The sequence below is a fragment of the Bacillus sp. FSL R5-0576 genome, from assembly GCF_038004765.1.
In the GTDB taxonomy this organism is placed as follows: Bacteria; Bacillota; Bacilli; order Bacillales; family Bacillaceae; genus Bacillus; species Bacillus subtilis.
Map to the genome: position 1 here is coordinate 3,228,073 of NZ_JBBORU010000001.1, position 11,145 is coordinate 3,239,217.

Sequence of the window (11,145 nt, forward strand, 5' to 3'; positions counted from 1 at the left end):
TCCTCCTTGTTCTCTTAGCCCTTCGTTCCGCCTGCGGTTAATCCGGATACAAAATTCTTTTGCAGCATGATAAAGATAACGGCAACCGGTATGCTGATAAGCAGGGCTCCGGCCGCAAATGTCGTATAGCTGGCCCCCATGACATCATTCACTAAATTGAATAGACCGACGGGCAATGTATATGATTCAGGCGTTCTCAATATGGTTGAGGACAGCACAAAATCTCCGAGCGGACCGGTAAAGCCGTTCATGGCCACGACTGCCGCCATCGGTTTTGATAATGGCAGAATGATCTGGAAGAAAATTCTGGTGCTGCTGGCTCCGTCAATCTTGGCGCTTTCGTCTAAATCCATCGGAATGGAATCCATGTACCCTTTCATCAAATACGTATTCATCGGGATCAAGCCGCCGATATAAAGCAAGATTAGCAGCCAATGGCTATTGATCATTCCCAAGATTTGCGCCAGCACAAACAAGGCAATTAAAGCTGAAAACTGAGGAATCATCTGCAGCAATAAAAAGAGCGTTAAAGCGTATTTCCTGCCTTTGAAGCGAAAGCGCGAAAACGCATAGGCTGTAAACGTCACACAGAGCAAAGACCCTGCCATTGTAAACAGGCTGATCTTCATTGAGTTGACATACCACTGCACATATTGAAGGCTTTCTTTGCCCGCAAATAATTCCTTGTAATGGTCGAATGTCGGATGCTTCGGAATGATGGATGTACTGATTAAGCTGTTGCCAGGGTTAAAGCTTGCGCCTGCTGTCCAAAGGAGAGGATAAACAATGATGACCGCCATAAAGGCTAGCAACAAGTAAGAGAAAAGGAGACGGATATATTTTCTGACCTTCATATCTGCCAGCATGCCTTATGCCTCCTCTTTAAAAGACTTTGTCTGTCTGAACTGCCACAATGCGATGGAGATAACAAATACAGATAATAAAATGGTTAAAGCCGCAGCAAGTGAATATTGGCTTGACTGCATTGTCAATTTATAAATCCATGAAACGAGGATATCTGTCCCGCCGGCTGTTGATCCGGTTACAGCCGGACCTCCGCCATTGAATAGATAGATAATATTAAAGTTATTAAAGTTAAACGTAAACTGAGTAATGATAATCGGAGCCATTGCAATGAACACCATCGGAAGCGTGATGTATCTCAGCTTTGAAAAGACAGAAGCGCCATCAATCGTAGCTGCTTCATACAGATCGTCCGGGATGGATTGCAATACGCCTGTTGAGACGAGAAAGATGTACGGAAATCCGAGCCAGCCCTGCATGAGAATCAACGCAAGCCTCGACCAATTGGCATCTGTCATCCACGGAAGCGGATCTATCCCAAAGAAAGCCAAGATGTCGTGATTCATCGCACCGAAGCTATCATTAAACAGTCCCGCAAAAATTAAAATCGTCACAAAACCGGGAACGGCCCATGGCAAAATCAGAATCGTCCGAAAAAAACGTTTAAACCGAAGGTCTTTCTGGTTAACAATGATCGCGAGAAAAATCCCCAAGCTGACTTGCAGTGTGGATGCAGCAAGTGTCCAAACCACCGTCCAAGCCAGTACATCAAAAAAAGTCGACCTCCAAATATCAACTGTGAAAATATTTGCGAACGTTTGAAAACCGACCCAATCAATTAATTTTGCAGGAGGAGAATGATACAAATCATAGTTTGTAAACGCTAATGCAAAGCTGAATAAGATAGGAAAGATCACGGCGAAAATTAAAATAAACAAAGATGGGCCGCTGACGACATAAGGATAGCCCTCAGAAATGATATGTTGGTATTGTTCCTTTAAGGAACTTAATGGCTTATTTTCATCACGTTGTTTTCCGCTTTGGAACGCATCGCGAAGATTCACATAATACACCGCAAGGCCAAAGCAGGTCACGATGACAGCAATAATTCCTTCCGCCAGCAGAAAAACGGAATTATCCCGCGGCACTTCTGTTCCCAGTGTAAAGATTCCCCAAAACCCCATATTGAGCAGATCTCCAAAGACCGCAAAAAACGATGCGCCTAAGAAAAGAAAGACAATACCTTTTATCCATTGCTTGTTATAAAATTGCCCGAGCCCCGGGATGATAGAAAGCAACAAAGCGACTTGACGATGCTGCACCGTTTTCACCTCTCTTACAATACAAATCTAGCTTCCTCTTTATTTTCCGCTGTGCTTTGCCTTAATTTGTCCTTTGGCGGTTTCAGCGGCTTGATCCAATGCTTGTTTCGGATCCGCCTTCCCTGTTGCAACCGTCTGTAATGCTGAATCAGCCGGCGTCCATATTTCATTCATTTCCGGAATATTTGGTGTTGGCTCTGAGAAACGGGATTGTTCAGTAACAGCCCGTGCCGCCTCGCTTTTCATAATAGCCGGGTCATTGGCTAGGGATTTCACAGCAGGAACTTCTTTCGTCTCTTCATATCGTGTTTTAGAATTTTTTTCATTTGCCAGGAAAACGGCTAATTCTTGCGCCAGCTCTGCATTCTTTGAAAATGCACTGACGTTGTAGCTTTTGACGCCGATAAAGGAGCTCATGTTTTTCCCATTTTCCAGCTTCGGCAGTTTCGTAATGCCATAATTGATTCCTGCTTTCGAAAAGGCTTCTACATTCCATGGACCAGAAATAATTGCGGCGGCTTTTCCTTCTGTGAACAGCGATTCCAATACGTTAATCCCTTGTTCTCCAATAATGCCAGCCGGGAACAAGCCATCTTTGTAAAACTTCTGAATCAGCGCCGCACCTTTGACAGCTCCTTCATTATTGATTCCAATGTCTGACGGGTTATAGCTCCCATCTTTGGCCTTTCCAAAAATGTATCCGCCATATCCGCTCATCACACTTTCTGCATAATAAATTTGATCGAATAGGGCTAAAAAGCCAAATTTGCTGCCGTCAGCAGTCTTTTTGGAATAGTCGTACCACTCTTCCAGCGTTTTGGGCAATTCCTTTTCGGAGATGAGATCTTTGTTGTAAAAAAGGACAGTCGTTTCGACCGCTTTTGGCAGTCCATAAAGCTTTTGATCTACCATTTGAGACTGAATGGAAGCGTCAGTATAAAGTGATTGAACGTCTTTTTTGACATGTAATTCCTTGAGTAATCCTTCCGTGACAGCGGTTCCGATTTGGTCTCCTGGCATTGTTAACACGTCAGGGCCTGTGCCGGCCGGTCCGTCCATTCGCAAATCTTCAATCTGCTTGGCATACGGTTTTTCAACGACTTTGACCTTCACATCATGCTCTTTTTCAAACGCAGCAACGGCGGCTTTAATGCCGATGCTCTTTTCTTTATCCTCCCATACAACAAGCTCTGATCCTTTCGAACTCGATTTGGCGCTGCTGCTTTCCTTTGGGCCGCAAGCCGCCAAGGATAAACTGACAGCTGCGCAGAGCATGAATACGGAACACTTTTTTGCCATTTTCATTGATTGTCACCCTTTCGGTAGGAATGAAAGCGCTTTAAAGATAATATAGCACGCCTGAGAAAATGTGTAAACAAACTATTTACTTCATAGAGTAAATTTTTTTACCTAAATAAAAAATGACTTAGTGTCCTAAGTCATCCTTAATTCATACTCTTCCTGACGATTAATTCTGCGCCCACATATAATGTTTTTACCGTTCTTCTCTTGTCCTGCACTTGTTCAAGCAGTAATTGAACAGCATTTTTACATAATTCATGTATATCAATATGAAACGTCGTCAGAGGAGGCGAGACATACTTCGCGAAGCTGATGTTATTGATACTCACAATGCTTACCCTGTTTGGTATGGCAATTCCTTTTTCGTTCAGGGCTTGCAGACAGCCCACTGCAATCGGGTCCGCTGCAATCATAAAAGCAGTCGGAAGCTGATCGCCTAATGTGTCGATCGCTGCTGACATCAGGCGGTAGCCGTTTTCTACAGAGAATCCGCGATGACAGAAAATATAGCGCTCGTCCAGCATGGCTTTTTCCCTCATATAGGATCTGAAGGTTTGTTCACGGATGTCCATTTCATCCTGATTGGTATTCGGATTTTTGTAAGTGCCGCCGATAAAACCGATGCTCTTATGCCCCTTCTCAGTCAGGATGTTTACCGTCTTCCTTGTCATTTGTGCCAAATCGGGCCTTACCGAGTCAAAATGATCGGGATCAGGAGTTGAATCGATGAACACGCCGTTTTCAGTGAGATTTCTGAGGAAAGCCAGCTCTTCATCTGAAAATGTGCCGACGGCAATAAACCCTTCCGTATGTTCTGGAATGCTCTCGATTCCATCCGCTATTTTATAAGTGGTCATATCGACATTGAATGCTTTCGCCAGTTTCTCTACTTCTAATCTCATCGTTTTAAAATAGACATCTTCTAATTCTTCTTTATCTGTCAGCCAATATAAAAACGCAATATGTTTCACCAGCGGCCTTACTGTTTTTTTGCGGTAATTGAGCTTTTCCGCCGCTTCATAGATTTTCTCCCGTGTCTCATCAGGAACAGAAAGGCTTTCATCGTTATTTAAAACGCGGGAAACGGTTGAGATTGAAAATCCCGCTTCCTGCGCGATATCTTTAATTGTCGCCATTGCATCTGCCTCCATTATTCAGCTCGCATTGTTTTAGTAAAATATTTTACTTTCTTTTTCGCAAATGTCAAGTGCACAAAGCCCTCTGGCTGCCTCATGTAAAAAGACTGAACCATTTGCGGCTCAGTCTCAGTTGTTCGTATCATTCGGAACCGGCGGAATTGCCCGGGAAATGAGTTGGTTATTGCACATTTTCCTCGAAATATCCCGAAAGCACATCTTCCACATTCGTCAAATGCGCCAGCATGGCGGCTTCCGCCTGTGCACCGTTCCCGGCAGCCACAGCATTGTAAATCCGTTCGTGCTCCTCATACAGCCGCTGAACGGAGGTCTTCTTGGAAAACAGCCAGATTTTCCTCGTTTCCCTCATTGTTTCCAGCAGCAATGATGACACGTGATTCATCAAGTGTTTAAGAAGTTCATTTTGAGAAGCGTCCGCAAGCGCAAGATGAAATGCAAAGTCTGCTTTCTCTCCCAGCTCCCCGTCCGCTTCAATGCTGCCCATTTCCTTCAGTGCATCCTGAATTCTTTCGAGATCTGCTTCTGTCCTTTTTTCAGCCGCTAGTGAAGCCACGCCGATTTCAAGCAGTTTTCTGACCTCGAGCAGCTGCTTGACGTCCTCTTTTTTCATCAGAAGGGCGGCTGAGAGCGGCTGAGAAATTTGATTGAGCTCAAATTCCTTCAGATACGTGCCTTCTCCCTGTTTCATTTCGACAAGCCCCATCGCTTTTAGCGCAGAAAGTGCCTCGCGAACCGCTGAACGGCTGACTTGAAAGCTCTCAGCAAGCGCCTGAACAGAGTCCAGTTTATCCCCCGGCTTCAATTCGCCGTTTTTGATCATATCTAATAGTGCATCCGCTACTTCTTCATATATTTTTTTTGTTTTAATCTGTTTGTATTTCAATGCAATTCACCCCGTAACTTGTAGGTCTGGCTGTTTACGATCTATTATACTCTGTTTTGTGGGCCGCCAAAAGATTTTGACTATTTTGTCAAAAAGTCTTGTACTTTGATTTTTTTCAAAATATAATGCTAGGTAACTGGTCTTATTACCCAGTCATCAGATGATCATATCATCTATAGAAACCGCTTACATATGGCGCCAGTTTATGTTTCAAGGAGGGGTTTGGGATGCAATGGACACAGGCATATACGCCTATAGGGGGAAATTTGCTATTATCAGCGCTTGCCGCACTTGTACCGATTATTTTCTTTTTTTGGGCACTCGCGATTAAACGGATGAAGGGGTATACAGCAGGCTTGGCCACATTGGGGATCGCCCTTATCATTGCTGTATTGGTTTATCGGATGCCGGCGGAAAAAGCGCTGATGTCCGCGACACAAGGAGCCGTATACGGATTGTTGCCGATCGGCTGGATCATTGTGACGTCTGTTTTTTTGTATAAAATCACTGTGAAAACGGGACAGTTTGATATCATTCGCAGCTCTGTTCTCTCGATTACTGATGACCGACGGCTTCAGGCTCTCTTGATCGCTTTTTCATTCGGGGCTTTTTTAGAAGGGGCAGCAGGCTTCGGAGCGCCGGTCGCCATTTCTGCCGCGCTGCTGGTCGGTCTCGGCTTTAATCCTCTTTATGCTGCGGGGATCTGTTTGATCGCCAATACGGCGCCGGTTGCCTTTGGGGCGATTGGGATTCCAATTACAGCCGTAGAAGGGCCGACAGGGATTCCGGCGATGGAGATTTCGCAAATGGTCGGGCGGCAGCTGCCGTTTTTATCCGTATTTATTCCTCTTTATTTAATCATCATCATGAGCGGGTTCAGGAAAGCCTTGGAGGTCTGGCCGGCGATTCTCGTATCTGGTGTTTCCTTTGCTGTTGTTCAATATCTCAGTTCCAATTTTTTAGGGCCTGAGCTGCCCGATGTTTTGTCAGCTCTTGTTTCAATGGCTGCACTTGCTGTGTTTTTGAAATGGTGGAAGCCGAAAACAACATTCCGGTTTGCCGGTGAACAAGAGTCGGCCGCCTCAATTGAAACGGCGCGCACAAATCCGGCGGCGCCTGCGTACAGCGGCGGACAGATTTTTAAGGCTTGGTCGCCATTTCTGCTGCTGACGGCGATGATTTCCGTATGGGGCATTCCATCTGTCAAATCTGCACTAACCGGGCATTATGAAGGCTCTGCGGTGTTCTTGAAGTGGCTGAATGCTGTTGGAGAAAAACTGACTTTTGCCCCCGGTGTGCCTTTTTTGAACAATCAGATTGTCAATGCTGACGGTACGCCGATTGAGGCGGTTTACAAGCTTGAGGTGCTTGGTTCAGCCGGCACCGCGATATTGATTGCCGCAGTGCTGTCAAAGTTCATCACGGCGATTTCGTGGAAAGACTGGGGAACCGTTTTTAAAGAAACAGTCCAGGAATTGAAGCTTCCGATTTTGACCATCGCTTCTGTCGTTGGTTTTGCCTATGTCACCAACTCCTCGGGAATGAGCACGACACTCGGGATGACACTCGCGCTGACAGGTTCGATGTTTACCTTCTTTTCGCCCGTCCTCGGCTGGCTCGGCGTCTTCATTACCGGCTCGGATACTTCCGCCAACCTGCTGTTCGGCAACCTGCAGAAAGTCACCGCATTATCAGTCGGCATGGACCCCGTTCTGTCTGTGGCCGCCAATTCTTCAGGCGGTGTCACAGGAAAAATGATTTCACCGCAGTCGATAGCGGTGGCATGCGCCGCGGTAGGACTCGCCGGAAAGGAGTCAGATCTTTTCCGCTTTACCATTAAACACAGTCTGTTTTTGCTGCTGCTCGTCTGTATCATCACCTTTTTGCAGCATCACGTATTCAGCTGGATGATTCCTTAAAAAAATCCTCCCGTCTAGGGAGGATTTTATTTATATCGCTTTCTCGCTGCCGATGACGGAATATTCATTTGATCGCGATATTTTGCCACGGTGCGTCTCGAGATTTGGATGCCGTGTTGTTCATACAGCAAATCGACAAGCTTTTGATCTGAAAGCGGTTTTGTTTTGTCCTCTTGATTGATCAGGTCTTCCAGATGCATTTTGACTGCATAATTCGACGCATCTCCCTCTCCTGAAGCCTCGGCTTTTGCTGAGAAAAAGAGTTTCATCTCAAACAGCCCGTAAGGCGTTTGTATTGTTTTCCCTTTAATGGCCCGGCTCACAGTTGATTCATGAAGGCTTAGACAGTCCGCCACCTCTCTCAGAGTCAGCGGCTTCATTGCGCTTCGCCCTTTCAGAAAGAAATCCTTTTGGCGTGTGATCAGTTCATTGATAATTCTCGTGATTGTCTGTTTTCGCTGCCTCAGCGCGCGGCTCAGCCAGCGCCACTCCTGATATTTCGCAGATAAATAGGAGACAGTATCCTGACAGGAGCCGGATGATAAAAGCGTTCTGTACTGCGGATGCAGATCGATCTCGGGAAACGAGCGGGTATTCAGTTCCGCTGCGATGTGCCCATTTTTTACGGTGATAAAAATGTCAGGCTCAATATACACATCTTGCTCTGGCCGGGCAAACAGAAGGCCAGGTCTAGGATGAAGAGCCGCGATATCATCTGAGATATCTTGAATGGTATGAAGCGGAATTCCTGTCTCCACTGAAAGCGCTTTCCATTTTTTTTGTGCAAAAGCATCAAAATGAGCTGAAACCAGCATTTCCGCTTGTTCATTTCTGTTCGGCAGCCGCTGTAATTGAAGAAGGATGCATTCCTGCAAAGATCTCGCGCCGATTCCAGCCGGTTCTAACGACTGGAGTTTTGCCAAAACAGCCTCCGCTTCCTTGGCCGATACAGATAATCGCCGTGCTGCCTCCTCTATATCTTCTTCCAAGTACCCGTTTGAATCAAGCGAATGAATCAGATAATTAAAAATCTTTTTTTCAGTGTTGGTCAGATTCATATCGAGTGACTGCTGTTTTAACGCATCCTGCAATGTTTTTTGCGGATTACTTAATTGAAGGCCCGCTTCCTGTGCATTCATCCTGTTTTTGTTTGTTTTATGGTAAGATAGTGGCGGTGTGTCTGTTTCCTTTCGTTCAATAAGAGGGTTTTCCAGTGAGAGCTCATCAATGTACTCGGCGAGTTCTGCCGAATGATAGCCAAGCAGCGTGATGGCCTGCCTGAGCTCCTGTGTCAGTTGAGGCTTTAATACTTGTACTTGCTGAAGTTTCATATCCATCTTGCTCACTCCCCTTTCTTCATTGTACATGATTGAGATCACACCGTATACATTTATGAAAAAGGAGCTGCCAAAGAAATGTCTGAACTTTTTTCCGTCCCTTATTTTATTGAGAATTTAAAACAGCATATTGAAATGAATCAGTCTGAGGATAAAATCCACGCGATGAACAGCTACTACCGTTCCGTCGTCTCAACACTAGTGCAGGACCAGCTGACGAAAAACGCAGTTGTCCTGAAACGGATTCAGCATTTAGATGAAGCATACAACAAAGTCAAACGTGGAGAATCAAAATAAACCTTCCGCTCACATGTGAGCAGGAAGGTTTTCCTTCTTTGAGGTGTGCTGGATGAGACGGGTGCTTGGCACGCCTTCCATCCAGGTATGAAAGTAATTGGCGTTTTTCCCGTAGGAATTATCAATGACCGTGTTTTCTTTTTGAAGAAGAGAAGACAGGATGTGGCCGTGCAGCCTTGATGTTTCCACCGATTCGTAACGGCTGAAAAACCGAATCGCTTTTTGGACGATATAATCCGAGTATTTTTCCCATATATACGCAATGGGCAAAGGGTTGCCTGCTTTTTTATTCAAGACGTTCAGCGTTTGGAGAAAAGCAATCGTCCGGCGGTCTGAAGCTGACAGCACCGTGCGCCAGTCGTAGCTTTCCGCTTCTGCGTGTTCCTGAAGCGCCTGGTTTGCTTCATGATCTGTTCGGATAAATCTCAGCTTTTGATTGGACGGCTGCTGCGTGGGAATGACGGGAAACAGCTGATGAGCCATATCAGGCAGAAGCTGAATGTGATTTGTTGTAAAATAGGCCTGTGCCGTAGCATAGGAGGCTTTTTCTCTTGTCATGATGTGAAGGTTCGCATGCTTAGAAAATATCTCTGCCGTCCGTTTGAGGTTGTCTTTGTTTTGAAAATAAATCGATTGCGGCAGGATCACAATTTTGTGGTTCGGATAGGTTTGAACGATTTTCTCTCTAAAGCCTTGATAGTACGGATACAGATCCCCGAAGTTTCCGCCTCCCTGGCAGACGATGATGAGATTCGGATCAAGCTTTCGCCCGATTGGGAAATTGTCTGGATTCCAGCGTTTTCTGACCCGAATCCCGTGTTCTTTAAAGAAGGCTTCTGTTCCTTTCATAATAAATAAATCCCCTACATTCCCATATAGAGGATAGTCAGCATATATAATCTCTGATTGTTTCGGAATGACGTCGAGCAGCCCGGACAGTTTCTGTTTTAGGCTGATCATCGAATGCTTGCTGTCCATTTCTTCACCTCGGCAGTTTGGAATAAGTGCAGTAGCACTTCAATGACCCGGTCTTGCTCATCTTCTGTCATATTGGACCCCGATGGGAGACAGATTCCTCGCTTGAACAAATCTTCGCATACGCTTCCTGTATCTTCATGAGAATAAAATAAAGCCGGATTGAACAGCGGCTGGGTATGGAGCGGCTTCCACAGCGGACGGGCTTCAATGTTTTCTTCAGCAAGACGTTGAACTATGTCATATGGGCTGAGCCCGTTATCAAGTGTGAGCGTGGTGAGCCAGCGATTGGATACGCCTGCTGCGTACTCTGGCATAAAGCGGACGCCGTCTAAGTGACCGAGCGCATTTTTGTATCTCGTGAAAATGGTCCTTCTTTTCTCCACTCGCTCATCCAGCACCTCAAGCTGGGCAATGCCGACGCCGGCTAAGATATTGCTCAGCCTGTAATTATGCCCCATTTCACTGTGTTGATAATGAACAGCCGGCTCTCGTGCCTGCGAAGCGAGAAATCTTGCTTTTTCCATTGCGGCTTCATCATTTGAAACGAGCATTCCTCCGCCTGATGTGGTGATGATTTTGTTCCCATTAAATGAAAAAATGCCGAAGCGCCCGAACGTTCCGCTTTGCTTCCCTTTATAGACTGTGCCGAGAGATTCGGCTGCGTCCTCAATGACAGGAACTCCGTATGCATCACACAGGCTTACGATTTCATCCATTTTCGCGCTCTGTCCATATAGATTGACGGCAATAACCGCTTTTGGCAGTGTTCCGTTTCTTTTCGCTTCCTCCAATGCTCTTTCAAGGGCTGTCGGCGACATATTCCACGTATCAGGCTCAGAATCAATAAAGACGGGCACCGCTTTTTCATATAAAATCGGATTGGCGGTTGCTACAAATGTGAAGGACTGGCAAAACACGCTGTCACCTTCTTTTACCTCAAGCAAACGCAGGGCCAGATGAATCGCCGCCGTTCCAGAGCTGACCGCAGCTGCTGCTTTTACACCGACTCGTTCTGCCAGCTGTTCTTCAAATGAATTCACGAGCGGCCCAAGCGGCGCGATCCAGTTTGAGCGAAAGGCTTCTGAAATATAGTGCTGCTCCCTGCCGCTCATATGAGGGGGAGATAAGTAGATTTTTTTATGCATA

The 11,145-nt window shown here is 45.9% G+C and carries 10 protein-coding genes; 2 read left to right on the plus strand and 8 right to left on the minus strand.

Annotation, left to right across the window (positions count from 1 at the left end):
• Positions 1-14: 14 nt before the first annotated feature.
• From ganQ to lutR, 5 genes are all read right to left on the minus strand, one after another.
• Positions 15-866, minus strand: a complete 852-nt coding sequence (ganQ, locus tag NX903_RS16640; protein WP_014478026.1) for an arabinogalactan oligomer ABC transporter permease GanQ — start codon at positions 864-866, stop codon at positions 15-17.
• Positions 867-869: 3 nt separating this feature from the next.
• Positions 870-2,126: an arabinogalactan oligomer ABC transporter permease GanP gene (gene ganP / locus NX903_RS16645; RefSeq protein WP_029946017.1), complete on the minus strand. Its 1,257-nt coding sequence runs from the start codon at positions 2,124-2,126 to the stop codon at positions 870-872.
• A 39-nt stretch (positions 2,127-2,165) separates the two neighbouring features.
• On the minus strand, positions 2,166-3,431 hold the full coding sequence (ganS, locus tag NX903_RS16650; RefSeq protein ID WP_086344340.1) for an arabinogalactan oligomer ABC transporter substrate-binding protein GanS: 1,266 nt from the start codon (positions 3,429-3,431) through the stop codon (positions 2,166-2,168).
• 140 nt (positions 3,432-3,571) lie between these two features.
• The gene (ganR, locus tag NX903_RS16655; protein WP_003244199.1) at positions 3,572-4,564 is read right to left on the minus strand and encodes a galactan degradation operon transcriptional regulator GanR; all 993 of its coding nucleotides are present in this window, start codon (positions 4,562-4,564) and stop codon (positions 3,572-3,574) included.
• A 181-nt stretch (positions 4,565-4,745) separates the two neighbouring features.
• Positions 4,746-5,468, minus strand: coding sequence for an L-lactate utilization/bacilysin biosynthesis transcriptional regulator LutR (gene lutR / locus NX903_RS16660; RefSeq protein WP_003228277.1), 723 nt, complete (start codon positions 5,466-5,468; stop codon positions 4,746-4,748).
• A 227-nt stretch (positions 5,469-5,695) separates the two neighbouring features.
• Here lutR and lutP point away from each other — a divergent pair, with 227 nt between their 5' ends.
• A complete protein-coding gene (gene lutP, locus NX903_RS16665) occupies positions 5,696-7,387 on the plus strand; it encodes an L-lactate permease LutP (protein ID WP_015714740.1) in 1,692 nt (563 codons plus the stop codon).
• 26 nt (positions 7,388-7,413) lie between these two features.
• Here the strand turns inward: lutP and rpoN are convergent, their stop codons facing one another.
• A complete protein-coding gene (gene rpoN / locus NX903_RS16670) occupies positions 7,414-8,724 on the minus strand; it encodes an RNA polymerase factor sigma-54 (protein WP_024573107.1) in 1,311 nt (436 codons plus the stop codon).
• Between the two features lie 78 nt (positions 8,725-8,802).
• Between rpoN and yvfG the strand changes: the two genes are divergently transcribed.
• On the plus strand, positions 8,803-9,021 hold the full coding sequence (gene yvfG / locus NX903_RS16675; protein ID WP_003219905.1) for a protein YvfG: 219 nt from the start codon (positions 8,803-8,805) through the stop codon (positions 9,019-9,021).
• A gap of 9 nt (positions 9,022-9,030) precedes the next feature.
• Here yvfG and NX903_RS16680 read toward each other — a convergent pair whose 3' ends face one another.
• Together NX903_RS16680 and NX903_RS16685 are read right to left on the minus strand one after the other, a co-directional pair.
• Entirely contained in the window at positions 9,031-9,999 is a 969-nt protein-coding gene (locus NX903_RS16680; RefSeq protein WP_038429669.1) for a polysaccharide pyruvyl transferase family protein, read from the minus strand.
• Positions 9,978-11,144 carry a DegT/DnrJ/EryC1/StrS family aminotransferase gene (locus NX903_RS16685; RefSeq protein WP_086344341.1) on the minus strand — a complete coding sequence of 389 codons (1,167 nt, stop codon included), beginning with the start codon at positions 11,142-11,144 and terminating at the stop codon, positions 9,978-9,980. The genes NX903_RS16680 and NX903_RS16685 overlap by 22 nt, the downstream gene beginning before the upstream one ends.
• Between the last annotated feature and the right edge of the window lies 1 nt (position 11,145).

Bases quoted from the DNA above. Each gene is read 5' to 3' on its own strand.
- ganQ (WP_014478026.1), bottom strand. From the start codon at position 866: ATGCTGGCAGATATGAAGGTCAGAAAATATATCCGTCTCCTTTTCTCT.
- ganS (WP_086344340.1), bottom strand. From the start codon at position 3,431: ATGAAAATGGCAAAAAAGTGTTCCGTATTCATGCTCTGCGCAGCTGTC.
- ganR (WP_003244199.1), bottom strand. From the start codon at position 4,564: ATGGCGACAATTAAAGATATCGCGCAGGAAGCGGGATTTTCAATCTCA.
- lutP (WP_015714740.1), top strand. From the start codon at position 5,696: ATGCAATGGACACAGGCATATACGCCTATAGGGGGAAATTTGCTATTA.
- rpoN (WP_024573107.1), bottom strand. From the start codon at position 8,724: ATGGATATGAAACTTCAGCAAGTACAAGTATTAAAGCCTCAACTGACA.
- yvfG (WP_003219905.1), top strand. From the start codon at position 8,803: ATGTCTGAACTTTTTTCCGTCCCTTATTTTATTGAGAATTTAAAACAG.
- NX903_RS16680 (WP_038429669.1), bottom strand. From the start codon at position 9,999: ATGGACAGCAAGCATTCGATGATCAGCCTAAAACAGAAACTGTCCGGG.
- NX903_RS16685 (WP_086344341.1), bottom strand. From the start codon at position 11,144: ATGCATAAAAAAATCTACTTATCTCCCCCTCATATGAGCGGCAGGGAG.